This window comes from Streptomyces sp. NPDC007917 (genome assembly GCF_042959105.1).
GTDB lineage: Bacteria > Actinomycetota > Actinomycetes > Streptomycetales > Streptomycetaceae > Streptomyces.
Map to the genome: position 1 here is coordinate 1 of NZ_JBIBKK010000047.1, position 26,971 is coordinate 26,971.

Genomic DNA, 26,971 nt, shown 5'->3' on the forward strand with positions numbered 1-26,971 from the left:
CGCCCGGCGACAGCAGCTCGGCCAGCTCGTCGATGGTGGTCTGGGTCGCGATACCGGCCGGCACCATGACCCACACCACCCGCGGCCCCTCGAGCGCGCCGACCAGCTCGGCGAGATCGGCGACGTCGGAAAGGCCCGGGTCACGGTCGTAGCCGATGACGGTGTGGCCCGCGCGGCGGATGCGCTCGCGCATGTTGCCGCCCATCTTCCCCAGGCCGATGAGTCCAAGCTGCATCTCAGATGTTCCTTTGCTGTTGGTGGCGCAGCGAGCGGTAGGCGGCGACCAGGGCGGCGGTGGAGGCGTCCAGTCCGGGGACGGCGGCGCCTTCGGTGAGCGCGGGCTCGACGCGCTTGGCCAGGACCTTGCCGAGCTCGACGCCCCACTGGTCGAAGGAGTCGATGTTCCAGATAGCGCCCTGGACGAACACCTTGTGCTCGTACAGCGCGATCAGCTGGCCCAGCACCGAGGGGGTCAGCTCGGCGGCCAGGATCGTGGTGGTGGGCTTGTTGCCGTGGAAGGTGCGGTGCGCGACCTGCTCCTCGGCGACGCCCTCGGCGCGTACCTCCTCGGCGGTCTTGCCGAAGGCCAGCGCCTGGCCCTGGGCGAAGAGATTGGCCATCAGCAGGTCGTGCTGGGCGGCCAGTTCCGGGCCGAGCTCCGCCACCGGCCGGGCGAAGCCGATCAGATCGGCCGGGATGACCTTCGTGCCCTGGTGCAGCAGCTGGTAGTAGGCGTGCTGGCCGTTGGTGCCGGGGGTGCCCCACACCACCGGGCCGGTCTGCCAGCCGACCGGATGGCCCTCGCGGTCCACCGACTTGCCGTTGGACTCCATGTCCAGCTGCTGCAGATACGCGGTGAACTTCGACAGATAGTGGCTGTACGGCAGCACCGCGTGCGACTGGGCGTCGAAGAACGCGCCGTACCACACGCCCAGCAGCCCCAGCAGCAGCGGCGCGTTGGCCTCCGCGGGGGCGGTGCGGAAGTGCTCGTCGACCAGATGGAAACCGTCGAGCAGTTCGCGGAACCGCTCCGGGCCGATGGCGATCATCAGCGACAGTCCGATCGCCGAGTCGAACGAGTAGCGCCCGCCGACCCAGTCCCAGAACGCGAACATGTTGGCCGGGTCGATGCCGAACTCCGTCACCTTCTCCGCGTTGGTCGACAGCGCCACGAAGTGCCTGGCCACCGCCTCCTCGCCGGCGTCGGAGCCGAGGGAGGCCAGCAGCCAGCCGCGCGCGGAGGTGGCGTTGGTGATGGTCTCGATCGTGGTGAAGGTCTTCGACGCGACGATGAACAGCGTCTCGGCCGGGTCCAGGTCCCGCACGGCCTCGTGCAGATCGGCGCCGTCCACATTGGACACGAAGCGGACGTCCAACTCCCGAGCCGTGTACGGGCGCAGCGCCTCGTACGCCATCGCGGGGCCCAGGTCCGAGCCGCCGATGCCGATGTTCACCACGGTCCGGATGCGCTTGCCGGTGGCGCCGGTCCACTCACCCGAGCGCACCCGCCGCGCGAAGGAGGCCATCGCCTCCAGCACCGCGTGTACGTCCGGGACCACGTTCTCGCCGTCGACCTCGATCACCGCGTCGCGCGGAGCGCGCAGCGCCGTGTGCAGCACCGCCCGCTGCTCGGTGACATTGATCTTCTCGCCGCGGAACATCGCGTCCCGCAGCTCCGCGACCCCGCGCGCCTTCGCCAGCTCCCGGAAGAGCCGCAGCGTCTCGTCGGTCACCAGGTGCTTGGAGTAGTCGATGCGCAGATCCCCGACCCGCACCACGTAGCGGTCGGCGCGCCCGGCGTCGGAGGCGAACAGATCACGCAGATGGACCCCCGTCAGCTCCTCGCGGTGCTTGGCGAGCGCGGCCCACTCGGGGAGTCGGTCGAGGCGGGCGGGGTCAGACATCCTTCTGCTCCTTCTTCTCGGAGACCTTCTCGGAGACCTTCTCGGAGACAGCCGCGGTGGCCGGAGCGGTCGGCGCCGGGGCGGTGACCCGGGCGCGCAGGGCGGCGGCGTACGCCTCGTCGGGGTCGAGCCGGCGCAGCTCCTCCGCGATCAGCTCGGCGGTGCTGCGCACCTTCAGCGCGAGGGTGCGGTCGGGCTGGCCCGGGATGGACAGCTTGGCCACCGGACCGTCCGGGCGGTCGATGTGGATGTCCCCGGCCGCCGTCCGCAGCCGCACGCCCGTGACCACCGGACCGTCGGTGACCACCTGCTCGACCGGCACCCTCAGCCGGCCCGCGAACCAGCGCGCCAGCAGCTCGGCGCTCGGATTGTCCGCCTCGCTCTCCACCACCGCCGAGGTGACCTGCGAACGTGCCTGGTCCAGCGCGGCCGCGAGCATGGCTCGCCACGGGGTGAGCCGGGTCCAGGCCAGGTCGGTGTCGCCGGGGGCGTACGAGGCGGCGCGGGCGGCCAGCTGCTCGAGCGGGTCTTCGACGGCGTACGCGTCGGTGATCCGCCGCTGCGCGAGCGCCCCCAGCGGGTCCTGCGCGGGCCGGGCCGGGGCGTCGACGGGCCACCAGACCACGACCGGGGCGTCGGGCAGCAGCAGCGGCAGAACCACCGAGTCCGCGTAGTCGGCGAGTTCGCCGTGCAGCCGCAGGACGACGGTCTCCCCGCCCCCGGCGTCGCCGCCGACGCGCACCTCGGCGTCGAGGCGGGCGGTGCGGCGGTCGCGCGGGGAGCGGCCGGGCCGCTTGATGACCGCCAGGATGCGGGAGGGGTGCTCCCGGGAGGCGTCGGCGGCGGCCTTGAGCGCGTCGTAGTGGTTGCCCTCGTCGGTGACGACCACCAGGGTGAGCACCATGCCGACGGCGGGGCTGCCCGCCGCTCGCCGGGCCTCCACCAGGGCCGCGTTGATCCTGCTCGATGTGGTGTTGGTCAGATCGATGTTCATGGCCGGCGCCAGTTCCGTCCGTCTCGTGCGAGCATGTCGTCTGCGGCCTTGGGGCCCCAGGTGCCGGCGGTGTACTGCTCCGGCCGGCCGTGGGTGTCCCAGTACCCCTCAACGGGATCGAGGATCTTCCAGGACTCCTCGACTTCCTCCGTGCGCGGGAAGAGGTTGGCGTCGCCGAGCAGGACGTCGAGGATCAGCCGCTCGTACGCCTCCGGGCTCTCCTCCGTGAACGACTCGCCGTACGCGAAGTCCATCGTCACGTCCCGGATCTCCATGGAGGTGCCGGGCACCTTGGAGCCGAACCTGACCGTGACGCCCTCGTCCGGCTGCACCCGGATGACCAGCGCGTTCTGTCCCAGCTCCTGGGTGTCGGTGGCGTCGAAGGGGGAGTGCGGGGCGCGCTGGAAGACCACCGCGATCTCGGTGACCCGCCGCCCGAGCCGCTTGCCGGTCCGCAGATAGAAGGGCACCCCGGCCCAGCGGCGGTTGTCGACCTCCAGCCTGAGGGCCGCGTAGGTGTCGGTCCTGGAGTCCGAGGCGATGCCCTCTTCCTCCAGATAGCCCCGCACCAGCTCGCCGCCCTGCCAGCCGGCCGCGTACTGCCCGCGCACCGAGTGCGCACCGAGGTCGGCGGGGAGCCTGACCGCTTTGAGGACCTTCAGCTTCTCGGCCACCAGCGACTCGGCGTCGAACCCCGCCGGCTCCTCCATCGCGGTCAGCGCGAGGAGCTGGAGGAGGTGGTTCTGGATGACGTCGCGGGCCGCGCCGATGCCGTCGTAGTAGCCGGCGCGCCCGCCGATGCCGATGTCCTCGGCCATGGTGATCTGCACATGGTCGACGTACGACCGGTTCCAGATCGGCTCGAACATCTGGTTGGCGAAGCGCAGCGCCAGGATGTTCTGGACCGTCTCCTTGCCCAGGTAGTGGTCGATGCGGAAGACCTGGTCGGGCGCGAACACCTCGTGGACGACCTGGTTCAGCTCCTCGGCGGAGGCCAGGTCGTGTCCGAAGGGCTTCTCGATGACCGCGCGCCGCCAGGCGCCCTCGGGCGCGTCGGACAGCCCGTGCCGCTTGAGCTGCCGCACGACGGTGGGGAAGAACTTCGGCGGCACCGAGAGGTAGAAGGCGAAGTTGCCGCTGGTGCCGCGCGCCGCGTCGAGTTCGTCGACGGTCTCGCGGAGCTGCTTGAAGGCCTTGTCGTCGTCGAACTCACCGGGGACGAAGCGCATGCCCTCGGCGAGCTGCCGCCAGACCTCCTCGCGGAACGGGGTCCTGGCGTGTTCCCTGACCGCGTCGTGCACGACCTGGGCGAAGTCCTGGTGTTCCCAGTCGCGGCGGGCGAAGCCCACGAGGGAGAAGCCCGGGGGCAGCAGACCGCGGTTGGCCAGGTCGTAGACGGCGGGCATCAGCTTCTTGCGCGACAGGTCGCCGGTGACGCCGAAGATGACCAGTCCTGACGGGCCCGCGATGCGCGGCAGGCGGCGGTCCGACGGATCGAGCAGCGGGTTGACCCACTGGCCGGCTGTGGTTGCCGACATGGTTGTTCACGCCTCCTTGGGCGCCAGGCGCCGGAGCTCGGCTTCGGTGGAGGTGAGCAGGTCCAGCCATGCCTGCTCGAACTTCCTCACGCCCTCGTCCTCCAGCAGCCGGACCACCTCGTCGTACGAGACGCCCAGCGCGGCCAGCTCGTCGAGGACTCCCTGGGCGTCCTGGTAGGTGCCGCGGACGGTGTCGCCGGTGATCTCGCCGTGGTCGGCGGTGGCCGCCAGGGTGGCCTCGGGCATGGTGTTGACCGTGTCGGGGGCGACCAGCTCGGTGACGTAGAGAGTGTCGGGGAGGGCGGGGTCCTTGACGCCCGTCGAGGCCCACAGCGGACGCTGCCGGTTGGCGCCCGCCTGCTCCAGGGACCGCCACCGCTCACCGGCGAAGGCCTCCTCGTACGCCTGGTAGGCGAGGCGGGCGTTGGCGAGGGCGGCCCGGCCCCTGAGGGCCCGCGCGGCCTCGGTGCCGAGCTTGTCGAGGCGCTTGTCGATCTCGGTGTCCACCCGGGAGACGAAGAAGGACGCCACCGAGTGGATCTTTGACAGGTCAAGCCCCGCGGCCCGGGCCTTCTCCAGACCGGCCAGATAGGCGTCGATCACGGCCTTGTACCGGTCGAGCGAGAAGATCAGCGTGACGTTCACACTGATGCCCGCGCCAATGACCTCGGTGATCGCGGGGAGCCCGGCCTCGGTGGCCGGGATCTTGATGAGGGTGTTGGGGCGGTCGACGAGCCAGGCGAGCTGCTTGGCCTCGGCGACGGTGGCGGCGGTGTGGTGGGCGAGCCGCGGGTCGACCTCGATGGACACCCGGCCGTCCCGGCCACCGGTGGCCTCGAACACCGGACGCAGGACGTCCGCGGCGTCGCGCACATCGGCGGTGGTGACCATGCGGATGGCCTCGTCCACGGTCACCCCGCGGGTGGCCAGGTCGCGGAGCTGGTCCTCATAGCCGTCGCCGCCGGAGATCGCCTTCTGGAAGATCGACGGGTTGGTGGTGACCCCGACCACATGGCTCCGGTCGATCAGCTCGGCCAGGTTGCCGGAGGCGATGCGCCTGCGCGACAGGTCGTCGAGCCAGATAGCGACGCCTTCGTCGGCCAGGCGCTTGAGTGCGTCAGCATCGTTCATCGTTCTGCTTCTCCCGCCGGGTTCTGCTTCTCCCGCTGGATCGCGTGCCCATGGACCCGATCCCTTTATGTTCAGCTGTGAAACAATCAGCAGAACGTGCAGGCCACCGCCCCTATTCCGGGAGCCCGTGTGATCTGGCGCACCGGAGATCGTTAAGGTGATTCGCACGACACGGGGTCGCAGGACACGGGGGAGAACATGGTCACCGAGGACACCACGGCGGCGCGGGCCGTCAACGCGATGACGGCGAACTGGGCGCGGGAAGCGGTGCGCGGGCGCGGCACGGTCCTCACCGCGGCCGGTGTCTGGCCGGCCCTCGCCCTGCTCGCCGACGCCGCCGGCGGCCCGGCTCGGCGGGAGCTCGAGGAGGCCCTGGGGATCGGCGCGGACACCGCGCTCGCCCAGGGCCGGCACCTGCTCACCGCGCTGGGCGAGCTGCCGGGTGTCGACGCGGCCCTCGGACTGTGGACCCGCCAGGAACTGCCGCTGCGCCCCGAGTGGCTGAGCCGGCTGCCCCTGGGGACACACGGCGCCCTCACCGGCGATGCGGACGCCGACCTCGAGCGGATGAGCGCCTGGGCGGCGCGCCACACCGACGGCCTGATCGAGAAGATGCCCCCGGTGGTCGACCCGAACACACTGCTGGTGCTCGCCACGGCCCTGGTCGTACGGACCACCTGGCGACAGCCGTTCGACCCCTCCGTGACCGCCCCGCGCCACGGCCCATGGGCCGGGCGCACCCTGGCCGGGCTGTCCCGCACCGGCCCGCTGTCGGACGAGATCGCCGTCGCGCACACCCCGGACGGCCCGCTGACCGTGCTGCGGGTCGAGGGAGACAGCGGCCTGGACGTGCATCTGCTCCTCGGTGCGGAAGACGCCCCGGGCGGGCAGGTGCTGTCGGCGGGCGTGGCGTCGCTCGGCGGGGCGTACCCGACGACGGCGGGCGAGGCGCTCTCGTCCGGCGCCCCCGGGCCCGGCCTGACCGTCGAGACCGTGGCGAGCTGGGGCGGGGCGCCCGTGCTGCGCGTCGCCACGGTGCCCTTCACCGTGGACGGCGACCACGATCTGCTCGACCACGCGCCGCTGTTCGGGCTCCGCTCCGCGCGCGACGCCTCGCACGGCCACTTCCCGGGGATCAGCGCCGCGCCGCTGGCGATCTCGGCGGCGCGGCAGAGCGCGACGGCGACCTTCGGCGCCCTCGGCTTCCGGGCCGCCGCGGTGACCGCGCTGGCCGCGGCGCCCGGCGGTGTCCCGTCGACGCCCCCGTACCGGGCGAAGCTGGTCCACGCCCGCTTCGACCGGCCCTTCGGCTTCCTCGCGGTGCACCGTGGATCCGGCCTGGTGCTCATGGCCGGCTGGGTCGGCGAACCGGAGGAGTACCGGGACCGGATCCTGCCGGGGATGCACATCAGCCGCTGAGCGCCCGCGGGGCGTGCTTCACTTCCCCGGGGTCGCTCAGGTGCGGGGCGGGTCCTTTGAGGTGGCAGTATCGGGGGATGACGACACGGATCATTGCCGCGTGCGACGGGGCGTCGAAGGGGAACCCCGGGCCCGCTGCCTGGGCATGGGTCATCGCGGGCGCCGACGGCGCGGTGGCGCGGTGGGAGGCCGGGCCACTGGGCACCGCCACCAACAACGTGGCCGAACTGACCGCGCTCATGCGCCTGCTGGAGGCCACCGACCCGGCGGCGCCGCTCGAGGTGCGGATGGACTCGCAGTACGCGATGAAGGCGGTCACCACCTGGCTGCCGGGATGGCGCAGAAAGGGCTGGAAGACCGCCGCGGGCACCCCGGTGGCCAACCGCGATCTCGTGGTGCGCATCGACGAGCTGCTGGGCGGCCGGGACGTGGAGTTCGTGTACGTGGCGGCGCACCAGGTGGGCGGCGACCCGTTCAACGCGGCAGCGGACCAGGCGGCCAGCGACACGGCCCGCACCCAGCAGGCCATCGGCAGCTCCCTCGGCTCGGCCCTGCCCCCGCCCCAGGCCCCGGCCGAGCGCGGCGCCAAGCAGGGGCCCAAGGCGGCCAAGGGGGCCAAGCGGGGGAGCGGCGCCCGCTCGGGAGGCTCCATCACGGCGAAGTTCCCCGGCCGGTGCCGCTGTGGGGCGCCGTACGCGAAGGGGGAGACCATCAAGAAGAACCCCGACGGCTGGGGCCACCCCGCCTGCGCCATCGCCGCCGCGAACTGACCCGCGGCCGGAGATCCCGCGGCCCGCGGGGCCGGTCCCGCCTCCTCAGGCGTCTCTCGTCCAGGAGCCCAGCACCATCAGCGTCTTGGTGCCGGTGACCTGCCCCGCGCGCCGCAGCCCGTCGATGACCTGCTGCAGATGCTCGATGTCCCGAACCCGGACATGCACCAGCGCGTCGGGATCGCCCGCGATCGTGAACACCGCCTGGACCTCGGGCACCTCGTACGCGGTGCGGACGATCTCCCCGACGGGAGTGGTGCCCGTGTACGACAGCTCCACGAAGGCCTCGATGCCCCGGCCCAGCTTGGCGTGATCGACCTGCACCGTGAAGCCCTTGATCACCCCGCTGTCCCGCAGCCGGTCCACCCGGCGCTTGACCGCGGCCACCGACAGCCCGACCTGGGGCGCCATCTCGGAGAAGGTGCGCCGCCCGTCCTCACGGAGCATCCGCAGCAACTGCCGGTCCACATCGTCGATCTCGGTCATCCAGGCCCCTGCTCCGGTTCGATGAACAGCCCCACCACGCGCAAGCAAAACTGCCCGAAGATCCTGCTCGTGGAAATACTTTGCGTCTTCCTCCCGACTTCTCACAAGGTCCTTGTGACTTATGGCCTCGTCTTGCTGTCCTGAGCCCCTGGACCCCACGACGTCGAGGAGGCTCGCGTGAGCACAGGAGCATCGTCATGACCGTCGACCGCCTGCTGCCCACCCGGGAGGCCGAGGACCTGCTCGACCTCGTCCGCGACATCGCCGACAAGGAACTCGCCCCCCGCGTCGACGGACACGAACGCGCCGAGACCTACCCCGAGGGCCTGTTCGCCCTGCTCGGCGAGGCGGGCCTGCTGGGCCTGCCCTACCCGGAGCAGTACGGCGGGGGCGACCAGCCCTATGAGGTCTACCTCCAGGCCCTGGAGGAACTGGCCGCGCGCTGGGCGGCCGTCGCCGTCGCGGTGAGCGTCCACACCCTCGCCGCCTTCCCCCTCCTCACCTTCGGCGCCGACACCCAGCTCGGCCGCTGGGCGGAGGACATCCTCAGCGGCCGCCTCATCGGCGGATACAGCCTCTCCGAACCGCAGGCCGGCTCGGACGCCGCGGCGCTGACCTGCCGGGCCGACAAGGAGGCCGGCGGCTACCGGATCAACGGCGCCAAGGCCTGGATCACCCACGGCGGCGAAGCCGGGTTCTACGCCCTCTTCGCCCGCACCGCCCTGGGCAGCGACGGCATCTCCTGCTTCCTCGCCCCGGGCCACACCGACGGCCTCACCTTCGGCCGGCCCGAGGAGAAGATGGGCCTGCACGCCATCCCCACCACGGCCGCCTTCTGGGACGACGCCCTGCTCGCCCCCGACCGGCTCATCGGACGGGAAGGGCAAGGGCTGCAGATCGCCTTCAGCGCCCTGGACTCCGGCCGGCTGGGCATCGCCGCCTGCGCCACCGGACTGGCGCAGGCCGCCCTGGACGCCGCCGTCGCCTACGCCCATGAGCGCACCGCGTTCGGCCGCAAGATCATTGACCACCAGGGGCTCGGCTTCCTGCTGGCGGACATGGCCGCCGCCGTCGACTCCGCCCGCGCCACCTACCTCGACGCCGCCCGCCGCCGCGACGCGGGACGCCCCTACAGCCGGCAGGCCAGCGTCGCCAAGCTCATCGCCACCGACGCCGCCATGAAGGTCACCACCGACGCGGTCCAGGTCTTCGGCGGCTACGGATACACCCGCGACTATCCCGTCGAGCGCTATATGCGCGAGGCCAAGATCATGCAGATATTCGAGGGCACCAACCAGATCCAGCGCCTGGTCATCAGCCGCCGACTCGCCGACTGATCCGCGCCGATGGGGCAACACGCAGTAGGACGCGCATAGAGTAACGACCGAAGAAGCGCCCTCCCGCTCACCGGGAGGGCGTTTCTGGTCTTTCCCTGTCAGTGCTACGCGGCGGATGGGAGATTTTTGGGAGATCGTTTTCTGCTTCTGCGGGGAGGCTCAAGAGGGGGATAGAGGCCGAACTCGCGGCGGTCCACGACGACCCTCAGCGAGTCCTCCCACAACCGCTGGAGGTACTCGGCGATGGCCAACTCCATCGCCAACGTCACGTGCGAGTACGTGCCCTCTACCCCTTGGAGCACATGCCCCATACGCGCCTCTACGGCCACCCTAGGGTGATTGCCCTCGTTCAAGCCACACCTTCTGAGAGTGGCGCAGGCCATGCGGCGTCAGGCCGCCGCACCCAACGACCGCCGCATCACCGGCGTCACCGTCACCGCACGGAACGAGCAAGGCGTCGAGGTGCCGAAGGCGGCGACGGTCGCCGCGCGGCAGGCCCTCAAGCCGCTGAAGAACGACCCCGAACGCATGGCGCGCGGCCGAGGCAAAGCCGCCGCCGTCACCCCCGAACAACTCCGGCAGATGAACGCCGCCGTCGCCGACGGACTCACCGGACTCCGCGACCGCGCCCTCTGGCTCATGGCCTTCGCCATCGCCGGCCGCTCCGCAGAAGTCGCCGCCCTCCGCGCCGACAGCATCATCCACGTCAGCCAAGGCCTCGAAGTACACGCGCTGGATCCTCGAAGAGTTGGGCTCGCGCGTGCGCCCGGACTGGAACAAGGAAGAAGGTCGCTGGGAGATAGCTCGCCCTCACCTTGCCACCATCACGATGGCACTCGCGGAGCGCTTCGGTGAGGTCGACGTCTACCTCGAGTTCTCGACCACGGAACGATGCGATACCAACTGCGAGCGCGCCACGGGCGACGACTGCACCTGCTCCTGCATGGGCGAGAATCACGGTGGAGCAGCGTACTGGCGACATTGGACGCTCGTCGGGGACACGACGCTGGTGGACGTCGGGCGCAAGGTACGGCACTACCGCGTGCTGCGGGGCGCCGTATAAGGGAACGTTATGCGCTAGATGTCCGCGCTCCGCTGCTTCCAGCAGTAGGTGTGGAAGGAGTGGGCTACCCGTATGCTGCGACCTCATGGATGCAGCAACGGGGGTCGCGCTGGGGCTATCTGGCTTGAACACGATGGCCGCGGGATGGGCGCTTATCTACGGGCGTGCACAAGCCCGCTCGGCCGTGGAGTCGGTGAAGCTCACCGAGCGAGCCCAGCGGGAGCAGGCTGAGCCTTACGTGATCGCGGACATCCGGCCGCGCGTGCCGAGCTCCTCCTTGCTCGTATTCGTGATCGAGAACACTGGCCCCACCCTGGCGCGGAACGTTCAGGTACAGGTGGAGCCCCCGCTGCGAACGACACTTGGTCCCTCATCATGGATGTGGCCCATCAACTCTTTGGGAGCGACCTTCCTCGGCTCTACACCATCACGGTCCTGACAGATGGGCCGTTCGGCCCCGTAGAGCAGCTCACCTACGTTGTTGATCTCGACATTCTGCGGAGTACCGCGCTCGAGCGAGAGACGCTGGAAGCGAGCGCGAAGGACATAGCGGAGTCCTCGAAGAGCACCGCCGAAGCCGGGCGCCGCCAGGCGGACGCCTTGCAACGAATAGCCGCGCGACTAAAACGGCTTCACCCCTCGGAGGAGTGACCCCTGGCCGACGCTCGGCGCAGCCGCCTCTCGAACGGCTCGCACCCTGTATCCCAGACCGGTAGTTGAGGACGGCGTGCGGCGCCTTCCGTGACTCCTGCTCGTGCAACTCCACCCGAGCCGACTACAAGATGTGCTAGCTGAACGAGCTGATGGCGCGGCGCCCCGCCCTGACGGCGGGGCGTCGTGCTATACGGTGCCTACTCTTTGCCGTTGCCGCTCTCCGTCGGCGTGGGCCTTGCCCAGCAGCGAGCCTTCTTCCTGCTCGTAGTGGGAGAGGGCCACGCCGAGGCCGAAGAGCGTGGGCGCCCATTCGCCGACGAAGATGCCCCATCGGTCTGCGCGGTCGAGGCCCCTGCCGGGCTCGGCGCGGAGAGACGCGGTCCAGGTCAACACGGACAGGCCGATGGAGGCGACGGCGGCGGTGTAGGCGTGCTCTGAGCGCAGGCCGATATCGTGCAGCTTCTTGATCACGACGGTGCTCCTTCGGGAAGTTCCCCCTTTGGGTTGACCCTCGTGTGCCCATGCTGCGGCCAGTGACGCAGGTTGGCTCAGATGTCCTCGCCGCGGTCCCGCCTGGCGGCCCGCACGGACTCCTCGAGGGCGGCCATGAGGTCGACTGCGGGCGCCGGCTCGGGCCGAACGGCAACTTCGCCGCCGCTGGCTTTGGTGCCGACGAGGCTGTTGAGTGCCGCCGCGTATTCGTCGTGGAGTTGGTCGATGTCGACTCCGGCGAGCGCGTCCATGAGCACTTCGGTCATGGCGAGCTCGCGGTCGGTGAGTGGCGCGGGGGAGGAGAGGTCGCCGGGGTCGCGCACTTCTTCGGGCCACAGCAGGGTCTGTAGCAGCAGCATGCCGTGCCGCGGCCTGAGCGCCGCCAGCCTCTCTCTGCTGCGGATGGCGACTTTGCAGATGGCGAGCCTGCCGCTGCGGGAGAGGGCTTCGACCAGCAGGGCGTAGGGGCGTTGGGCCCCGACTCCGGAGGCGCCGATCCAGGGCTACGAGGCCGAAGCTGATCGCCCCGCTCCAGATGGCCCGCATGGCTCGACCGTAGATCGCCTGGGTGCACTACGCCCCTGGTCAGCACCCACCCGGGTAATCGAACTAGAATCGAACGGTGAGTGTGGAGGAGTGGCGGGCGAAGGCCGGACCGTGGGCCAGGGCTGTGCTCCCGGATGGCCAGGAGCTCGACGTCATCCTCGCCAAGTGAACCGCACCCCCGACGGCCGCTGGTGGGCCGAGTGCGAGGCGATCCTCCCTGCCCGCTACGAGCACACCGACGGCCGCACCAAGAGCATGGGTGCCCCCAGCCCGATCAGCGTCCCCGCCGACGACATCACCCCCATCCCCGGCGAGGACTACTCCGCCGTGCCGACCGACGGCGCGATCGTCGGGCGGCAGTGGGTCGTGGAGAAGCGCCGCGAGTACACCGAGGACGGGCCTTCCCGCCGCCTTCACCGCCGCGACTGCTGGCAGGCCCGCGACTCCCACGAGCGCATCACCACCGAGGACGCCGTCGAATGCGGGCGCGACGTGGACGCGGGGTGCGTCTGGGTGGAGATCGGCGAGCTCCCGGACCCGGCCCGGCTCACTCCCGACCAGCGCGCCGGCTACGAGTGCGCCCTGTGCGGCATGCGTCTCTACACCTCCCGGTGCCTCGGCGCCGTCAACGGCGTCCAGTTGTGGGCCTGTTCTCCTGTCTGCTAGGCAAAACCTCTGGCCAAGGTGTAGACGAAGCGTGACGGATTCGTGGGTCATGCACATATCTATGCGCAGACCTCTTCCCCGCAGCCGCCGCGCCCGCTTGGGTGAGCCGCCAGAAGCGCAGGAGCGACCCACATGAACACTCCTGTTGCCCAGCCCTGCCCAGCCCTGCCCAGGGCTACAGTCGCACCCGCCAGCGATCCGCAGGGAGGACCAGATCTGCTACCTCGACCGGCAGGCCGTCCTCGCTGTACCGCGTGCACTGCAGCAGGAACGCCGCGGCGCCAGCGGTGAGACCCGTCAGCTCAGCCTCTGTGGCGGTGATCGAATGCATCTGAAGCTCACACCGGAACGCATTGTGCTTGCGGTGTCGACCGTGCCACCATGCCGTGCGCAGGCCGACCGTGACGCCGCCGGCATCCACCAACTCGGTCGACCGGCGGGTGATGCGACATCCCGGCTCGATGCCAAGCCGCGCGGCCAAGTCCTCGGTCGCCCGCGGGCGGCTCTCGACCTGCCGCGCGTCCCGCGGCACCGGCCAGTCCGCATCGGGGTCGACGAGGGTACGCGCAGCCGGAGGGTAGGCGACCCTCGGCCGGGCCCGCCGGACCCCTTCGAGAAGGCCCTCGCGGCGGAGTTGGGCGATGGCATGCTCGACGACGCCGCGGCCGACGTTGTGCTCGGTCTGCAGTTGGGCGTGCGAGGGGGCCCGGCGCGAGCGGGCCCCCCTCCGGAAACGGGAGGGGGCCCGTGCACATTCTCCACCCACGCGAGTAAGGGTGGCCTTAGGTTCCGCCGGTCGAGCCTGGGAGAAATCTGGGAGACGACCTCTCCCGGGGAACCCTGAACAACACCCAAGCAGCCCGGTAGAACGCGGATCGAATCAGCGCTCTGACCAGGGGAAAGGATGTGGCAGCGCTGGTCGCCGCGAGCGCTATATGCGCGAGGCCAAGATCATGCAGATATTCGAGGGCACCAACCAGATCCAGCGCCTGGTCATCAGCCGCCGACTCGCCGACTGATCCGCGCCGATCCAGGCCTGCTCCGAGATGATCGGGCTCCGCTTGTAGATATATGCGACATGTGTTGCCCGGGGCGGGCGCTTCGATGCTTGTCCCGTGTCACACTGGACGTGCCCCTCGCTGCTCCCCCGTCAGCGAGGGGCATTCACGTTCGCGCCGCCGGCGGTGTCGGTGCCCCCGCCTGCCCTGGGTCAGCTGTCCGGCCAACCGCTACGGCTGCGCGGCTGCTCGAAGCGCCGCCCGGCCGACGCGGCGGCGGCATGTCAGGCCGTCTCTGGAAGCCCGCCCCGCTGGGCCTCGGCCCACGCGGTCAGCAGCCGCCCGTACTCCACCCGCTCCGCCGGCCACAGGGGGCGCCCGGTCCGCGCCGCCATGAATCGCCGGATCGCCTCGTTCGCACGCTCTGTGGCGCGCACGGCCTCCGTGGACTCAGGCATCTCGGACATGCGAACAACTCTACGGGCAGCCAGGGACAATCACCCTCGTGCCGCTGAGTGGTTCTGACCACAGCAGCCAGTCACCGCGCACCCCGTGGGCCGTGACGCCCCCGGCGTGCGGCGACAGCCGGCGGCCGACGCGGTCTGCGGGACCGGCCGGTGCGGACTACCGTGGGAGGCGATGCCTCTGACCCGGCTCGGACTCGTCGTCCACCAGGGCCGTCCGGTCGCCGTCGCGGCGGCGCGGACCGCGCGGGAGTGGTGTGCCGCGCACGGCGTGGTCTGCGCCGATATCGATGTGTGGCAGGCGGGGGTGGCGCGGCGCGGCGGCCAGGAAGAGGCCGTGGCCGCGGGCCACCCGGGGGTGGTCATGACCTTCGGCGGCGACGGCACGTTTCTGCGCGGGGCGCGGATCGCCGCCAAGGACGGGGCGGCGGTGCTGGGCGTCAATGTGGGGCGGGTCGGCTTTCTCACCGAGATCACCACCGACCAGGTGGAGGGGGCGCTGGACGCCCTCCACGGGGACCAGGCGGTCATCGAGGAGCGGATGGTGCTCACCCTCCGGGCGTCGCGTCCTCTGGAGACGCCCGCCGGCCTGGAGGAGCCGCTGTGCTACGGACGCGGCCCCGCGCTGCCCGCGCCGACCGTGCGCCCCGGCGCCATGGACAAGTCCAGCTGGGGCATCCCCCTGGACGTCACCGCGGTCAACGACGTGGTCTTCGAGAAGCTCGCCCGGAACCGGCAGGCGAACCTGGCCGTGTACCTGGCGGGGCAGCTGCTGGCCTGCTACTCGGCCGACGCCGCCATCGTGGCGACCCCCACCGGCTCCACCGCCTACAGCTTCGCCGCCGGAGGGCCCGTCCTGGCCCCCGAGGCCGACGCGATCGTCTTCACCCCGGTCGCCCCGCACATGGCGTTCGACCGCACCGTGATCGCCGGGGCCGACGAGATCGTCGCGGTGCGCGTGCTGCCCCACTCCGGACGCGTGGCCGTCAGCATCGACGGGCAGCTGCGCGGGGTGCTGGACCCGGGGGACTGGATGGCGACCTACCGGGCCCCGTACCGCCTGCGCCTGGCGCGGCTGACCCCCCTGCAGTTCTACCGGCGTCTGCGCGGCCGCTTCCAGCTGGCCGACGCCCCGGCGACCGCCGTCGACCAGGCCCCGCCCGTCTACCGGCCCGCCATCCCGCCGCCCGACGACCTGGCCCATCTGCGCCGGCCCTGGCCGATGGCGAGGTGATTTACCCTGTTAGATGAGTATTTGCCACTCCATCGCTCAAGGGGTTTGCACGGCGTACCGGCACGCGCTGAGCGTGCGCCGGTACGCCGTGGCCGACGGCAAGGAGGCCTGACATGGTGTTCGACAACGCCGGATACGGGCAGGGGACCCGCTTCCCGACGGCCTCCTCGCGCTATCTGCCCATCGCCGACCACGGGCTGATCGGCGACCTGCGGACCGTCGCCCTCGTGGGAACGAACGGCACGATCGACTGGTACTGCTGCCCGCGCTTCGACGCGCCCAGCGTGTTCGGCGCGATCCTGGACGCGGAACGGGGCGGCTCCTTCGAACTGGCCACCGACGTCCCCGCGCGGACCCGCCAGTTCTACTTCCCCGACACCAATGTGCTGATCACCCGCTTCTCCTCCGCCGACGGCGCGGGGGAGATCCAGGACTTCATGCCCGTCGTCGACGACTCCCGCGACGCCGGGCGGCACCGGCTGATCAGGCGGGTGCGCTGCGTACGCGGCACCCTCCCCTTCACCGCACAGGTGGCGCCCCGCTTCGGCTACGGGGCCGAGCCGCACACCGCGCGCATGGAAGGCGACAGGGTGCTCTTCGACTCCCCCTCGCTGTCCCTGGCGCTGACGGCCACCGCGCCCCTGGAGTGCGACGGCCGGGACGTACGGTCGCGCTTCAAACTGCTCGAAGGCGAGTCCGCGGTCTTCGCCCTCGACCGGGTCGACGACGAGGTCGCCCTCCTCGGCTGCGCCCGGCGCGAGGCCGGGGCCGACTTCGAGGCCACGGTCCGTTTCTGGCGCAGATGGCTGAGCGCCTCCCGCTACCACGGGCGGTGGCGGGAGATGGTCCAGCGCTCCCTGCTGACCCTGAAACTGCTCACCTACGCCCCGACCGGCGCCATCGTGGCCGCCCCGACCACCAGCCTGCCGGAGGCCATCGGCCGCGAGCGCAACTGGGACTACCGCTACATGTGGGTCCGGGACGCCGCCTTCTGCGTCTACGCCCTGCTCCGCCTGGGCTTCACCTCGGAGGCCGAGGCGTTCATGGGCTTCCTCTCCGAGCACTGCATCACCGCCGACGACCGCGACACCGGACCACTGCAGATCATGTACGGCATCGACGGGCGCCGTGAGCTCCCCGAGAGCAGGCTTCACCACCTGGAAGGCTACTTGGGGTCCTCCCCGGTCCGAGTGGGCAACGGCGCGGTGAACCAGCTCCAGCTGGACATCTACGGAGCGCTCATCGACTCCGTCTATCTGTACGACAAGTGGGGGCAGCCCATCAGCAGCGACCACTGGGACGAGGTGGGCTACCTGGTGAACTGGGTCTGCGACCACTGGGACCAGCCCGACGAAGGCGTCTGGGAGAGCCGCGCGGGACGGCAGAACTTCCTCTACTCACGCCTCATGTGCTGGGTGGCCATCGAGCGGGCCATACGCCTGGCCAACCGCCGCGGACTGCCCGCCGATCTCCCCCGCTGGCGGAGCAGCCGCGACGCCATCTACCGGCAGATCATGACACGCGGCTGGTCCGCCCGGCGCGGAGCCTTCGCTCAGCGCCTGGACGAGGACATCCTGGACGCCGCGGTGCTGATGATGCCGATGGCCAAGTTCGTCTCCCCGGTCGACCCCAAGTGGCTCGCCACGCTCGACGCCCTGTCGCAGGAGCTCGTGTCCGACTCCCTGGTCTACCGCTACGACCCGTATCTGAGCCCGGACGGCCTGCCCGGCACCGAGGGCACCTTCTCGATCTGCTCGTTCTGGTACGTCGAGGCGCTCACCCGCGCCGGCCGCCTGGAGGAGGCCCGGCTGGCCTTCGAGAAGATGCTCACCTACTCCAACCACCTGGGCCTGTACGCCGAGGAGATCGGCCCGACCGGCGAACAACTCGGCAACTTCCCCCAGGCCTTCACCCACCTCTCCCTCATCAGCGCCGCCTTCAACCTCGACCGCGCCCTCGGCTGATCCCACCGCTTCCCCGGGCCGGCCCGCCGTAGCGCCGAAGCCGCGGTCAGTCGATCCAGACCACGACCGGAATCCGGATCGCCCGGACGTCGTGGTGGACGCTGTACTCGATGATCACCGGCTCGCCCGCGACCTGGATGCTGAACCGCGAGTCGCGGTCGTCCATCGGGTCACCGGGGGGCTGCTTGTCCTTGTCCAGCGCACCGCCCGCCTCGAGCGCGAGAGCGGCGATGAAGTTGGCGACGCCCCTGGCCAGTTCAGGAGGCATCGCCACGATGGCCGCGGCCGGCGTCTCCTCGATGTACGCGGCCCAGCCCGGCCGGGGACGCTCATGGTTCACCCGCCCGCTCCCTCGAGCCGGGCCATGAGGTCGTCGACGCTGACCAGGTTCCGCCCGGCAGCGGCGTTCGCGCGGCTGCGCTCCGCCAACGGCGCCTTGGCCAGCATCGCGACCTTCCACCAGGACCGCATCACCGCGGGCACGACGGCCTCCTCGGCGGCCAGGACCTCTCCGTAGAAGCGGGCGCGCTGCTCACCGCTCAAGGCGTCACCGATGGCGTTGATGGTGTGCGGAATGGCGGCGACCTTGCGGTCGACGGAGTGATCGGGCTGTGCGCTCATGCGCACCTCCTCGAGGTCGGGGCCACGGCCTGATGATGACCCTACCCGTGGAGGCGCGCCGTTCGTGAGCCGTTGATCGTACGCGGCGCCGCGTCCGCGCGGTCGGCCGTCAGTAGACGGTGAGCCCGTAGGCGCTCAGCGCCTCCTGGATGGGCTGGTAATAGGTGGTGCCTCCCGAGGCGCAGTCGCCGCTGCCGCCCGAGAGAATGCCGATGATCTTGTCGCCCGCATAGAGCGGGCCGCCGCTGTCGCCCGGCTCGGCGCAGATATTGGTCTGGATCAGACCGTAGACGATGTCACCGTTGCCGTAGTTGACGGTGGCGTTCAGCCCGGTGACCCGGCCGCAGTGGACGCCCGTCGTGGCCCCCCGGCGGCAGACCTGCTGGCCGACGTAGGCGGTGGCGGTTCCGGTGACGTCGACGGTTCCGACGGTGCCGGGGTGCGGGACGGCCGTGTTGGCGTACCGGACGACGCCGTAGTCGTCGCCGGGGAAACTGGTGCCCGTCGTCGGGCCGACCGCGGTCGTCAGATCGGAGCCCGTGTACCAGGTCGGCAGGGAGTCGGTGCAGTGGCCGGCCGTGATGAAGTAGTACGTGGAGCCGCTTTGCACATTGACCCCGGCAGAACAGCGCCACCCCGCGGAGGCGTATACGCCGTCGCCGCCCGAGAGGAGGGTCCGCAGCGCTCCGCCGAGCCGTTCGACGGTCACGGCGCCGCCTGAGCGCTCGGCGGCACGGTCGAGCCTGGCCAGGTCGCCGCCCCCGACCGTGGAGCCGACGGACACGCGCAGCGTCCCGGTGCGTTCGTCCACGGTCCAGGCGGTCCCCGGGACGTCCAGGGACTCGATGGCCGATGCGGCCTCGGACGCAGCGGAGGGGGACGCCTCGGCTGCAGCGGCCGCACCCGTACCGACCGTCGCGAGGGCAGCCGCGGTGAACAGGCTCGATACCGCGGCCACCAGTCGGGAACTTCTCCAGGTACGGCGTGCCGTCTTCACCCGAACCTCCTTGAGAGGACTGCCGGTCAGGCTTGGATTGTGCCCTCGGTCCGGCCGTCGCGTAACCCAACTGCCCAGCCGTTCAACGGGAAAGAGGGGGAAGGGGGGAAAGGGGGGCGCTACGAGGGGGCCTGTGCGCTCGACGACGCTGACAGGGCCAGTTTCAGTGCGCGAGTTTCAGGCCGGCCACACAGCCGACGATGCCCATGAGCAGCAGAAGTTTCAGCCAGCTGACGGGCTCGCCGCCGAAGAGCATGGCGTATGCGGCGGTCAGCACCGCTCCGATGCCCACCCAGACCGCGTACCCGGTGCCCACATGCACGGTCCGCAGCGCGAAGGACAGACCCGCCATGCTCAGCACCAGACCGGTCCCGAAGACGACGGTCGGCAATGGACGGCTGAAACCTTCCGACTTGCTCAGCGCTGTGGCCCACACGGCTTCGAGAACGCCGGAGACCACGAGAACGATCCAGGCCATGACAGACTCCCCGCGTCGTCTTGTCATGTCTGGGTACGGCGCACCTCGTCCAGGAGCCTGTCGGGCTCTGCCGGCCAGTCTGGCACACCGGCTTGCCCCCTCCTCGCCGCGGACCACGGTGAGTGACTTTCCCCACCGGTTTGCCGAACCGGCAACATGATTCGCACCGGTACGGAACGCGCCGCATGATCGTTTCACGAGCGTCCGCGCGCTCGGCACACGAGAGACCGGCAACCCCGGAGGTGTCATGTCCCACTACGCCCGGATCACCGACGTCGCACACCGTCTGATCCCCACTCCCGCAGGCAGGACCCATCTGGTGGAACAGGGGACCGGACCGCTGGTCCTGCTGGTCCACGGCTTTCCCGAGTCCTGGTACTCATGGCGTCACCAACTGCCGGTGCTGGCCGCCGCCGGATACCGCGCGGTCGCCATCGACGTCCGCGGCTACGGCCGTTCCTCGAAGCCGAAGGAGACGGCCGCCTACCGGATGCTCGACCTCATCGAGGACCACACCGCCGTGGTGCACGCGCTCGGCGAGCGGACGGCAGTGATCGTCGGTCACGACTGGGGCTCGACCATCGCCGCGAACTCCGCCCTGGTCAGGCCCGACGTCTTCCGCGCGGTCGGTCTGCTGAGCGTCCCCTATACCCCGCGCGGAGGACCGCGGCCCAGCGAGGTCTTCGCCCGGATGGGCGGGGAGGACGAGTTCTACGTCTCCTACTTCCAGGAGCCAGGCCGGGCCGAGGCCGAGATCGAGCCGGATGTACGGGGCTGGCTCGCCGGTCTCTACGCCGCCCTGTCCGCCGACACCATGCCCGCGCCCGGCTCCCCCGACCCGCACTTCGTCACCCCCGGTGGGAGGCTGCGCGACCGGTTCCCCGAAGGCCGGCTGCCCGCCTGGCTCAGCGAGCACGACCTCGACATCTACGCCGGTGAATTCGAACGAACCGGTCTCACCGGCGCCCTGAACCGCTATCGCGCCATGGACCGGGACTGGGAAGACCTCGCGGACTTCGACGGAGCCGCCCTCACCCAGCCGTCGCTCTTCCTCGGCGGAGCCCTGGACGCCTCCACCACATGGCTGGCCGACGCGATCAAGGCCTACCCCACCACCCTGCCGGGGCTGCGCTCCTCCCACATCCTCGACGGCTGCGGCCACTGGATCCAGCAGGAGCGCCCTGAGGAGGTCAACCAGCACCTGACCGACTGGCTCGGCTCTCTGCCGAGCCACGCCGGATGACGCGGAGCCGGTCCACCCACAAACGCCTACTGGCGCCGTTCCCACTCCGCCCGGGTGAGTTCGTACTCGACTTCGCCGTGCTCCGAGCCCGCGATCGCGTCCGGCCAGTCGCCGGTGAAGTTCCGGAGGAACGAGAGCCCCGCCTTCTCCATCACCCGCCGGGACCGCGTGTTCACTGCCATGGTGTTCGCCGTGACCCGCTCCACCCCGAGCTCGGTGAACCCTTTGCTGATCAGGGCCCGAGCCCCCTCCGTGGCATAGCCGCGCCCCCACGCCGCCTTGTTCAGCCGGTAGCCGAGTTCGACCACGGCGGGGCTGTGGTCGTCCAGGGGCCGGAACTCGAACCAGCCAAGGAAGGTGCTGGTGGCCTTCTCCTCCGCGGCCCAGAAGCCACGGGAGCCGAGGCACGGGTGGTCGTGGAGGAGCCGCGGCAGGGTCCGCGTCCGGATCGCCTCGCGGCTCGTGGGCCGACCGCCGTTGATGAATCGCATGACGTCGGGGTCGTTGTCCAGCGCGAGCAGGTGGTCGACATCGGCCTCGGTGAAGGCGCGGAGCGTGAGCCGTTCGGTGTCCAGGAAGATGGGCATGCCGCGATCTTCACCAGCGGGGGTTCGGCGCGCCACCGAATATCGAGGATATGGGCATGCTCGCGCGGACGAGCGGTGGCGCTGCCCGGATGGGCACCGGGAGGGGTCCCGCGGGCGGTGGGTTAGAAATGCCGCGCGGAAAACGCCCTTCGAGGACGGGAGGTCCCATGATGAGCACCGGTACGCGGTGGAGGGCCGCGACGGCCACCGCGACGCTGACGTTGGCGGGCGCTGTGGGGGTCGGCCTGGTGGCGCCGGAGGCGTATGCCGCCGGCCACGGGCCCTGTTATGACGGGCGGTGCAAGATCACCGTGTCGGCGCCCAGCAGCATCAAGGTCAACAGCCACCGCTTCGGGTTCGGAAAGCTGCGGATCACGCACGTCAGCTCCCGGTCCGTGAAGATGGCGGCCACCACCACGGGCGGCGCGCATCTGAGCGGCAGCACCAGCCCGGGCGGCACCGTCAGGCTCAACAGCCTGAAGATCTCGGTGAAGTCGGTCAGCGGCCACAAGGCCAGGCTTGTGCTGACGCCCGCGTCCTGAGCCCGCCGCCCGGCCCCGGCGCGTTCGTCCGCGCCGGGGTCACGGGCTCTTGGCCGGCGGTTCCGCGATGCCGATGAAGTTCCCGGCCATGGGCCGGATACGGACCGACCACCCCAGCGCCGTGAGGTCGTCCATGAGTGTTCTGACCTCGTGGAACACCTTCACGACGCGGTACGGGCTGCCGTCATCGAGCCGGCGCAGCACCGCCGGGACCGGAAGGTTCGCGAGGACTTCCTCCTCCGCGGCAGCGGCGGGGCCGTCGTCAATGAAGATCGCTTTGCCGCCCGGCGCGAGCGCTGTGGCGACGGTGTTCCAGAAGTCGGGCAACCGCCGCGGCGGAACATGGGAGAGCCAGAAGGCGAAGAACACGGTGTCGTAGCGCCGTGGCGGCCGCCACTCGAACAGATCGGCCTCCAGGAACCGGACGGTGGGGGACGCGGTGCGCTCCCGCGCGAGGGCCAGCACTTCGGCTGACGCGTCGACAGCCGTCACCGACCGCGCCCGCGCCGCGAGCCTCGGGGTCCACTGGCCCGTACCGCAGGCCAACTCCAGCACATCGCCGGCGATCGGCAGCTCATCGACGGCAGCCAGCAACTTCTGCAGGTCCTCGCGCTCCTCATAGGGCCGGTCGTATGCGGCCGCGTGTGCCCTGTAGTAGGCCAACTGCTCGGCCAGGAGAGCGTCGTCGTCCATGCGGGTCCCTCTCGTCCGGGTCCGGTCGGAGCCGAGCGCGCCGGCGCGCTCGGCTCGGTCGCGACAGCTTGGGTCGCCACGGACACCGTCGGCCTTCCCCTGGGGGCAAGGTCAAGCGTTTCGAGGGCGTGGAGCGTTCCAGGGCGCTCTACCCGGCGCCACCGGCCCGGGTGGACGGTGCGACCGTACGGTACAGGCCCACCGTCGCCAGCTGCGGCGTCGCGCGCGCGGCCAGGACCCGGATCCGGACCCGGTCGGTGCGCACCGGTGCGTCCAGCACCAGGATCCGGCTGTAGCCGACGGTCGTACCGCTCGCCGCCTGCACCCACCCGGCTCCGTCCCAGGTGTCCACCGCGAACGCCTCGACGCGCTGGCCCCGGGTGATGTTCTCGCGGAGCAGGATCTGGTCGAAGCTCTGCGCCCGGGGCAGGTCCAGGACCACACGGCCCGTGGTGGCCCGGCCCGCCGGGGACCAGCCGGTGGACAGCTCCTCGTCGCTCAGCGCGGCGCCCGTCGCGTCCTTCCCGGGCGCCAGCAGGTTGGTGCGGTAGGTGTCGCGTACGGCCGTGCCGAAGGAGGCGAGCGAGGCGAGATCGGCGTCGGCGATCCGCCCGTTGGTGCCGGGCGGCGCGTTCAGCAGCATCACGGCGTTGCGCCCGACGGACCGCCGGTACTTGTCGACCAGCTCGGCCGCCGACTGCGGCCGCTCGCCGGGGTGGTAGAACCAGCCGGGCCTGATCGAGGAGTCCGCCTCGGCCGGGAACCACTGCAGATAGCGCACCTCGGGCCGGGCGAGCACCGCCCGGGAACCGATGTCCTCGGCCCACGCGCCACCGGGGATCAGCCCCTCGTTGTGCGCCGTGTCCGGGTCGCCCGTCGCCGGTACGACGCTCCACTCACCGGTCCGCGCCACACCCGCCTCATTGCCCACCCACCGCGTGCCCTGCGGACCGGCGAAGACCACGGTGTCCGGCGACAGCGCCTTGATCATCGCGAACCAGGTCGTGAAGTCGTACTTCTCGCTGATCCCCGAACCGGCCCACGGATTGGCGCCGTCCAGCCACAGCTCGTCGATCGGCCCGTACTGGGTGAACAGTTCGTAGAGCTGGTTCAGGTAGTAGGTGTTGTAGTCGTCCTCGACGACCTCGAACGACGGCATGGTGCCCCGTGCCACCGCACGGGCACGGTCGTCACCGGGCACCAGGGTCGGGATCGTACGCGGTGTGGGCGTGCTGGAGTTGCCGTACCGGCCCTGGCCGGCCGGGCTCGCGGGTGCGTCCTCCAGCGTGGCCTTCTCGGCGGTCGAACGCGAGCCGGCCGGCTTGGCCTCGATCGCCGGGATGTAGGTGTCCTTGTGCCACGCCCGGGGCAGTTCGGCCCCGTCGGAGGGCGACAGATAGACACCCACCCGCAGCCCCGCCGCACGGGCCGCCCGGACGTAGGAGCCGAGGATGTCCCCGCCCTGCCGTTCACAGCCCGCCTTCCGCGCCCGCCAGTACGCGGCGGGGTCGGTGTCACGCCGCTGCTCGGCCGCGGCCCGGGCGGCTGCGGCCTGCCCGGCCTGGTCGCAGCCCGCGGTGCTGACCCACCAAGGGCTGGCGGTCACGGAATGGTTGCTGTAGCGGGTGGGGTAGAGCACGAAGCCGTCGTGGTGCTTGGCGGTGAAGATGACCTGCTTGGCCCCCATCGCCCGGTACGCGCGCATCCACTGGTCCACATCGACGGCCGACGGGGCGAAGCGTGACTCCTTCTCCATGCCCGAGCCCCACTCGCGGTCGGTGAAGGTGTTCATCCCGAAGTGGGTGAAACCGACGATGCCACGCTGCTGCCAGGCCACCTGGGAGGGGCGTGGCACGATGCTGGCGGCCTTCTCGACGATCCGCTCCGGGCTGTCGCACTCCTCCACGGCCATCACCGGCGCCGGAGTCACCGGCTCCTGACACCCCGCCGCGCCGGTCGTGGCGGCCGCGGGCGGCAGCGCCGTCACCCCGGTCAGCGCCGCGACCGCAGCGGCGATCATGGCGCGGCGCAGGCCGCTTCTCGTCGAACACCGGAACACATTCATCGGATGTGTTCGCCTCTCGATGTCGCCCTCATGCCGATGGACACAGTGATCCAACGAATGCGCGCCGCGCGCGGAAGACGCCGCTGGGCCGTCTGCCTTCTGGCGGCCCTGGCCCTGTCCGTACCGCCGGCCCTTCCGGCCTCGGCGCTCACCCCCGCGTCCGCCACTGCCGCCCGCGCCGCGGCCACACCGGAGGTGGTGCCGGCGCTGACGGGGTGGACCGCCGGATCCGGCAGCCTCCAACTGCGGCAGGGCTCCCGTATCCTCACGACCCCGGCCGAACGGGCACAGGCCGACGCGGCCACCTTCGCCGACGACCTGGCCGCCGCCACTGGACTCAGGCTACCCGTGGTCAGCGGGGGAGAGCCCCGCGCGGGCGACGTGGTGCTGCGCCTCGACCCCGGCGTCGAAGACCTCGGCGCGGAAGGATACGAACTTCTCGTCTCCGACACCGTACGGATCACCGGAGCGACGGACGACGGGCTGTTCCTCGGCACCCGTACCGTGCTGCAGATGCTCCACGGCCGGACCGCACTGCCGCGCGGCCGGGCGGTCGACGTCCCCCGGTACCCCGAACGCGGCGTGGGCGTGTGCGCCTGCTACATCCACATCTCGATGCCCTGGTTCGAGCGGCTGATGCGGGAGATGTCGTACCTGAAGCTCAACCAGCTGTGGATCGAGGCGAAAGTCGCCAGCGACGACTACCCGAAGACCAGGTTCTGGGGCTACTACACCAAGGACGAGGTACGACAGCTCTCGGCCATGGCGAAGAAGTACCACATCACCCTCGTCCCGGAGATCAACTCACCGGGACACATCGACCCCTATCTGCAGAACCACCCCGAGCTGCAACTCACCGACTCCTCCGGCGCCACGTCACCCTCGCGCCTCGACATCACCCGGCCCGAGGCCTTCAGTTTCTACACCGGGCTCCTCGACGAGGCCCTGAGGGTCTGGGACACCCCCTACTGGCACATGGGCGCCGACGAGTACATGCTCGGCTCCGACTACGCCGCCTACCCGCAGATAGCCGCCTACGCGAAGGCGAAATACGGGGCGTCGGCCACCCCGCAGGACGCCTTCATCGACTTCGTCAACCGCGTCAACGCCCATGTGCGGGCCGACGGCAGGACCCTGCGGATCTGGAACGACGGACTGACCGGCGACAACACCATCTCCCTCGACAAGAACATCGACGTGGAGCACTGGACCCCCGAGGTCCAGCAGCCGCCCTCCGCACTGCTCGCGCAGGGACACCAGGTCATGAACTCCGCCTACTCCCTCTACCTGATCCGCGGCGGCTCCAAGATGAGAACCCAGGCCCTCTACGACAGCGACTGGACACCCCTGCGCTTCGAGGGAGAGACGCTGACCGGCCCCCAGCCCCAGGTCATCGGCGCCAAGATCACCATGTGGCCCGACTTCGCGTCCGAGCAGACCGAGAACGAGGTCGAGGCCGACGCGTTCATGCCGCTGCGCTTCATCTCCCAGGCCACCTGGGGCAGCCCCGAACCCGCCGCGACCTACACCGGTTTCGCCGCCCTCGCCGACCGGCTCGGCCACGCCCCGGGCTGGGACAACGTGACACGCCTCCCGCTCAAGGACGGCACCTACGCCCTCACCCTCCCCGACTCGACCAAGCGGCTGACCACGGCGGGCACCACGCCAGGAGCCCCGGCCAAGCTCGCGGCCGACCCCGACGCCACCTGGGCGCTTACGGCCACCCCGGACGGCTACTACCGGATCCGCGCCGTCCGCGGTGGCACCACCACCGGCAACTGCCTGGACATGGTCAGCGGCAGGCGCTACCTCGGAGCACCGCTGGAGGCGGGCGCCACCATCACCCAGCAGGCCTGCTCGGACAACACCCGCACCCAGCGCTGGCAGCTGACCGCCAAGGGCGAGACGGTGACCCTGGTCAACGCCATCTCCCAGCTGGGCCTCGCACAGAACACCGACGGCCTGGCCGTACAGATGCCCCCGGACAACCGGCCACCGACCGCGCTGCGCCCGGTGGCCGGACGGGCGACGGGCACCGCGCCCGGGCGCTGACCGGCCGGCCCCGTCATCGAGGGCCTTCACGAC

28 protein-coding genes, 1 pseudogene and 1 riboswitch are annotated in these 26,971 nt (G+C 70.7%); of the genes and pseudogenes, 12 read left to right on the forward strand and 17 right to left on the reverse strand.

The window, feature by feature from the left end; all coding sequences use genetic code 11:
• From ACFZDL_RS45770 to tal, 5 genes are all read right to left on the reverse strand, one after another.
• On the reverse strand, positions 1-235 hold a 235-nt coding region (locus ACFZDL_RS45770; protein ID WP_353597327.1), incomplete at its 3' end, for an NAD(P)-binding domain-containing protein.
• 1 nt (position 236) lies between these two features.
• The gene (gene pgi / locus ACFZDL_RS45775) at positions 237-1,904 is read right to left on the reverse strand and encodes a glucose-6-phosphate isomerase (protein ID WP_353597328.1); all 1,668 of its coding nucleotides are present in this window, start codon (positions 1,902-1,904) and stop codon (positions 237-239) included.
• Positions 1,897-2,898 (reverse strand): glucose-6-phosphate dehydrogenase assembly protein OpcA, encoded by a 1,002-nt coding sequence (gene opcA / locus ACFZDL_RS45780; RefSeq protein ID WP_391194430.1) that lies wholly within the window; start codon positions 2,896-2,898, stop codon positions 1,897-1,899. The genes pgi and opcA overlap by 8 nt, the downstream gene beginning before the upstream one ends.
• Positions 2,895-4,436: a glucose-6-phosphate dehydrogenase gene (zwf, locus tag ACFZDL_RS45785; RefSeq protein WP_353596848.1), complete on the reverse strand. Its 1,542-nt coding sequence runs from the start codon at positions 4,434-4,436 to the stop codon at positions 2,895-2,897. Before zwf ends, opcA begins: the two co-directional genes overlap by 4 nt.
• A gap of 6 nt (positions 4,437-4,442) precedes the next feature.
• Positions 4,443-5,567 carry a transaldolase gene (tal, locus tag ACFZDL_RS45790; protein WP_353596847.1) on the reverse strand — a complete coding sequence of 375 codons (1,125 nt, stop codon included), beginning with the start codon at positions 5,565-5,567 and terminating at the stop codon, positions 4,443-4,445.
• Positions 5,568-5,765: 198 nt separating this feature from the next.
• Between tal and ACFZDL_RS45795 the strand changes: the two genes are divergently transcribed.
• Positions 5,766-6,986 (forward strand): serpin family protein, encoded by a 1,221-nt coding sequence (locus ACFZDL_RS45795; RefSeq protein ID WP_353596846.1) that lies wholly within the window; start codon positions 5,766-5,768, stop codon positions 6,984-6,986.
• Positions 6,987-7,063: 77 nt separating this feature from the next.
• Entirely contained in the window at positions 7,064-7,756 is a 693-nt protein-coding gene (locus tag ACFZDL_RS45800; protein ID WP_353596845.1) for a ribonuclease H, read from the forward strand.
• 45 nt (positions 7,757-7,801) lie between these two features.
• Here the strand turns inward: ACFZDL_RS45800 and ACFZDL_RS45805 are convergent, their stop codons facing one another.
• Positions 7,802-8,242 carry an Lrp/AsnC family transcriptional regulator gene (locus ACFZDL_RS45805; protein WP_353596844.1) on the reverse strand — a complete coding sequence of 147 codons (441 nt, stop codon included), beginning with the start codon at positions 8,240-8,242 and terminating at the stop codon, positions 7,802-7,804.
• Positions 8,243-8,439: 197 nt separating this feature from the next.
• On the opposite strand from ACFZDL_RS45805, the gene ACFZDL_RS45810 reads away from it, so the two are divergent.
• The 3 genes from ACFZDL_RS45810 (at position 8,440) to ACFZDL_RS45820 (ending at position 11,293) form a co-directional block, all read left to right on the forward strand.
• Positions 8,440-9,579, forward strand: a complete 1,140-nt coding sequence (locus ACFZDL_RS45810; protein WP_353596843.1) for an acyl-CoA dehydrogenase family protein — start codon at positions 8,440-8,442, stop codon at positions 9,577-9,579.
• A gap of 369 nt (positions 9,580-9,948) precedes the next feature.
• Entirely contained in the window at positions 9,949-10,434 is a 486-nt protein-coding gene (locus ACFZDL_RS45815) for a hypothetical protein (protein WP_353596842.1), read from the forward strand.
• 583 nt (positions 10,435-11,017) lie between these two features.
• On the forward strand, positions 11,018-11,293 hold the full coding sequence (locus tag ACFZDL_RS45820) for a hypothetical protein (RefSeq protein WP_353596840.1): 276 nt from the start codon (positions 11,018-11,020) through the stop codon (positions 11,291-11,293).
• Between the two features lie 189 nt (positions 11,294-11,482).
• On the opposite strand, the gene ACFZDL_RS45825 is transcribed toward ACFZDL_RS45820, so the two are convergent.
• Together ACFZDL_RS45825 and ACFZDL_RS45830 are read right to left on the reverse strand one after the other, a co-directional pair.
• Positions 11,483-11,767 carry a hypothetical protein gene (locus tag ACFZDL_RS45825; protein ID WP_353596839.1) on the reverse strand — a complete coding sequence of 95 codons (285 nt, stop codon included), beginning with the start codon at positions 11,765-11,767 and terminating at the stop codon, positions 11,483-11,485.
• Between the two features lie 77 nt (positions 11,768-11,844).
• Positions 11,845-12,285: a Ku protein gene (locus tag ACFZDL_RS45830; protein ID WP_353596851.1), complete on the reverse strand. Its 441-nt coding sequence runs from the start codon at positions 12,283-12,285 to the stop codon at positions 11,845-11,847.
• Positions 12,286-12,499: 214 nt separating this feature from the next.
• Between ACFZDL_RS45830 and ACFZDL_RS45835 the strand changes: the two genes are divergently transcribed.
• Entirely contained in the window at positions 12,500-13,000 is a 501-nt protein-coding gene (locus ACFZDL_RS45835; protein ID WP_353596838.1) for a DUF6233 domain-containing protein, read from the forward strand.
• A 175-nt stretch (positions 13,001-13,175) separates the two neighbouring features.
• Here ACFZDL_RS45835 and ACFZDL_RS45840 read toward each other — a convergent pair whose 3' ends face one another.
• Positions 13,176-13,532, reverse strand: coding sequence for a hypothetical protein (locus ACFZDL_RS45840; protein ID WP_353596837.1), 357 nt, complete (start codon positions 13,530-13,532; stop codon positions 13,176-13,178).
• 370 nt (positions 13,533-13,902) lie between these two features.
• Here ACFZDL_RS45840 and ACFZDL_RS45845 point away from each other — a divergent pair.
• A pseudogene (locus ACFZDL_RS45845) lies at positions 13,903-14,019 on the forward strand (acyl-CoA dehydrogenase family protein); the annotation flags it as partial.
• A 263-nt stretch (positions 14,020-14,282) separates the two neighbouring features.
• Here ACFZDL_RS45845 and ACFZDL_RS45850 read toward each other — a convergent pair.
• Positions 14,283-14,465, reverse strand: a complete 183-nt coding sequence (locus ACFZDL_RS45850; protein WP_353596835.1) for a hypothetical protein — start codon at positions 14,463-14,465, stop codon at positions 14,283-14,285.
• A gap of 172 nt (positions 14,466-14,637) precedes the next feature.
• Here ACFZDL_RS45850 and ACFZDL_RS45855 point away from each other — a divergent pair, with 172 nt between their 5' ends.
• On the forward strand, positions 14,638-15,696 hold the full coding sequence (locus ACFZDL_RS45855; RefSeq protein WP_353596834.1) for an NAD(+)/NADH kinase: 1,059 nt from the start codon (positions 14,638-14,640) through the stop codon (positions 15,694-15,696).
• Positions 15,697-15,809: 113 nt separating this feature from the next.
• A complete protein-coding gene (locus tag ACFZDL_RS45860) occupies positions 15,810-17,660 on the forward strand; it encodes a glycoside hydrolase family 15 protein (protein ID WP_353596833.1) in 1,851 nt (616 codons plus the stop codon).
• A 46-nt stretch (positions 17,661-17,706) separates the two neighbouring features.
• Here the strand turns inward: ACFZDL_RS45860 and ACFZDL_RS45865 are convergent, their stop codons facing one another.
• From ACFZDL_RS45865 to ACFZDL_RS45880, 4 genes are all read right to left on the reverse strand, one after another.
• Positions 17,707-18,000 (reverse strand): hypothetical protein, encoded by a 294-nt coding sequence (locus tag ACFZDL_RS45865; RefSeq protein WP_353596832.1) that lies wholly within the window; start codon positions 17,998-18,000, stop codon positions 17,707-17,709.
• On the reverse strand, positions 17,997-18,281 hold the full coding sequence (locus ACFZDL_RS45870) for a hypothetical protein (protein WP_353596831.1): 285 nt from the start codon (positions 18,279-18,281) through the stop codon (positions 17,997-17,999). Before ACFZDL_RS45870 ends, ACFZDL_RS45865 begins: the two co-directional genes overlap by 4 nt.
• 109 nt (positions 18,282-18,390) lie before the next feature.
• Positions 18,391-19,278, reverse strand: coding sequence for a S1 family peptidase (locus tag ACFZDL_RS45875; RefSeq protein WP_353596830.1), 888 nt, complete (start codon positions 19,276-19,278; stop codon positions 18,391-18,393).
• Between the two features lie 163 nt (positions 19,279-19,441).
• Entirely contained in the window at positions 19,442-19,756 is a 315-nt protein-coding gene (locus ACFZDL_RS45880) for a multidrug efflux SMR transporter (RefSeq protein ID WP_353596829.1), read from the reverse strand.
• Between the two features lie 9 nt (positions 19,757-19,765).
• Positions 19,766-19,827, reverse strand: a riboswitch (guanidine-III (ykkC-III) riboswitch).
• A 176-nt stretch (positions 19,828-20,003) separates the two neighbouring features.
• On the opposite strand from ACFZDL_RS45880, the gene ACFZDL_RS45885 reads away from it, so the two are divergent.
• The gene (locus ACFZDL_RS45885) at positions 20,004-20,999 is read left to right on the forward strand and encodes an alpha/beta hydrolase (protein ID WP_353596828.1); all 996 of its coding nucleotides are present in this window, start codon (positions 20,004-20,006) and stop codon (positions 20,997-20,999) included.
• Positions 21,000-21,025: 26 nt separating this feature from the next.
• Here ACFZDL_RS45885 and ACFZDL_RS45890 read toward each other — a convergent pair whose 3' ends face one another.
• Positions 21,026-21,586: a GNAT family N-acetyltransferase gene (locus ACFZDL_RS45890; protein ID WP_353596827.1), complete on the reverse strand. Its 561-nt coding sequence runs from the start codon at positions 21,584-21,586 to the stop codon at positions 21,026-21,028.
• Between the two features lie 170 nt (positions 21,587-21,756).
• On the opposite strand from ACFZDL_RS45890, the gene ACFZDL_RS45895 reads away from it, so the two are divergent.
• Positions 21,757-22,128, forward strand: coding sequence for a hypothetical protein (locus ACFZDL_RS45895; RefSeq protein WP_353596826.1), 372 nt, complete (start codon positions 21,757-21,759; stop codon positions 22,126-22,128).
• A 39-nt stretch (positions 22,129-22,167) separates the two neighbouring features.
• Here ACFZDL_RS45895 and ACFZDL_RS45900 read toward each other — a convergent pair whose 3' ends face one another.
• Both ACFZDL_RS45900 and ACFZDL_RS45905 read right to left on the reverse strand, forming a co-directional pair.
• Positions 22,168-22,821, reverse strand: coding sequence for a class I SAM-dependent methyltransferase (locus tag ACFZDL_RS45900; protein ID WP_353596825.1), 654 nt, complete (start codon positions 22,819-22,821; stop codon positions 22,168-22,170).
• Between the two features lie 148 nt (positions 22,822-22,969).
• Positions 22,970-24,841 carry an alpha-L-fucosidase gene (locus tag ACFZDL_RS45905; RefSeq protein ID WP_353596824.1) on the reverse strand — a complete coding sequence of 624 codons (1,872 nt, stop codon included), beginning with the start codon at positions 24,839-24,841 and terminating at the stop codon, positions 22,970-22,972.
• 81 nt (positions 24,842-24,922) lie between these two features.
• Between ACFZDL_RS45905 and ACFZDL_RS45910 the strand changes: the two genes are divergently transcribed.
• Complete coding sequence (locus ACFZDL_RS45910) at positions 24,923-26,938, forward strand: family 20 glycosylhydrolase (RefSeq protein WP_391194444.1); 2,016 nt, start codon at positions 24,923-24,925, stop codon at positions 26,936-26,938.
• Positions 26,939-26,971 lie beyond the last annotated feature (33 nt).